This is a genomic window from Streptantibioticus parmotrematis, assembly GCF_019890615.1.
GTDB lineage: Bacteria > Actinomycetota > Actinomycetes > Streptomycetales > Streptomycetaceae > Streptantibioticus_D > Streptantibioticus_D parmotrematis.
Genome location: NZ_JAINVZ010000057.1, coordinates 1 through 1605, shown reverse-complemented (window position 1 = coordinate 1605; position 1605 = coordinate 1). Strand labels below are relative to the sequence as shown.

Annotated in this window: 2 protein-coding genes; both read left to right on the top strand. The window is 74.1% G+C overall.

The window, feature by feature from the left end; genetic code table 11:
- On the top strand, positions 1 to 504 hold a 504-nt coding region (locus K7472_RS32190), incomplete at its 5' end, for a sensor histidine kinase (RefSeq protein ID WP_372458160.1).
- A gap of 408 nt (positions 505 to 912) precedes the next feature.
- The coding region (locus K7472_RS32185; protein ID WP_222982790.1) for a sensor domain-containing protein at positions 913 to 1605 on the top strand (693 nt) is incomplete at its 3' end.

Sequence of the window (1605 nt, the reverse complement as noted above, 5' to 3'; positions counted from 1 at the left end):
GCGGAGGGCCGCGCGGACGAGGAGGTGGCACGGATGGTCGACGAGGCGCACGGCGAGGTCAAGCTCGCCCTCCAGGAGCTGCGGGACCTCGCGCGCGGCATCCACCCCGCGGTGCTCACCGACCGCGGCCTGGACGCGGCGCTCTCGTCCGTGGCCGCGCGCTGCACGGTCCCGGTGCGGGTGGTCACCGACCTGCCGGCCCGCCCGGCCCCCGCGATCGAGGGCATCGCCTACTTCACCACGTCCGAACTGCTGACCAACGTCAGCAAGCACAGCGGCGCCCGTACGGCGTCGGTGGACGTGTGGCGGGCCGACACGCGGCTGATGATCCAGGTACGCGACGACGGCCGGGGCGGCGCCTCGGCGGACGCGGGCTCGGGCCTCGCGGGCCTGGCCGATCGGCTCGACGCGGTCGACGGCGTCCTCGTCGTCGACTCCCCCGCGGGCGGTCCGACGGTCGTCACCGCGGAACTGCCGTGGCGCGACCGCGAGACGGGCAAGTAGGCGCGGGCCGGTGGGCTTGGGCAGGCGGACGTGGGCCTGGGCGTGGGCAGGCGGACGTAAGCGAGCGGATACCGGCGGGCAGGCGTTGGCGCGTAAGCGTGCGCCTGCCCGCCCGTGCGTAGGCGCGCGCCCCGCTTCACCGTACGTATACGTGCGCCCAGTTCGCCGCACGTATGCATGCGCCCGCTGCGCCGCACGTAAGCGTGCGCCCGGCTCGCCGCACGTAGGTGGCCGCGCAGGGAGCCGCACGCGGCGTCGTCCACCCCCGCCCGGGTGGGGATATCCCCCGCTCGAAGAGGCCGACGCACACCATGGGATCCCGCTCCCGTCTCCGCGACGCTGGAAGCACGACGGCGACGGTGACGGCACCGCGGCGCGGACCGGGACAGACGTAAGGACGGACGGACCATGGCGATCGCATATCCGGACCACGAGCGCGGGCACCGGATGCCCGCGGTGCTGCGGGCCCCGCTGGAAGCCCGTACCTGGCGCGAGTTCCTCTACCTGCTGCTCAGCCTGCCCATCTCGGTCGCCGGGTTCGCGTTCGCCGTGGCCATGTTCTCCGCCGGCGCCGGGCTGCTGGTGACCTTCCTCGGCGTGCCGGTGCTGGCCGCCGGGCTGGCGGGGTGCCGGGCGCTGGGCGCGATGGAACGGAACCGGGCCCGCTCCCTGCTGCGGCTCGACGTGGGCGACCCGGAGCCGGCCGGTCGGCCCGGCGCGGGCTTCATGGCCCGGGTGGGCGCCATGCTCAGGTCCGGCGTCTCGTGGCGGCACGCCCTGTACGCGCTGGTGCACATGCCGTGGGCGATCTTCGCGTTCGTCGTCTCGATCACCTTCTGGACGTACGGCTGGGCGATGCTGACCTACCCGCTGTGGCAGTGGGTCTTCCCTCGTTACGTGCACCAGCCGGGCCTGCAACTGTTCTCCGACGGGAACACCACCTGGTACCTCAGCTCGCCGCTGGAGATCACGGCGACCGCGGGCACCGGGCTGCTGCTGACGCTGCTGGCGCCCTGGCTGGTGCGCGGGCTGGCGTACGTCGACCGGCTGCTCGTCTTCGGCCTGCTCGGGCCGTCCCGGCTGGCCTCCCGGGTGCACGAA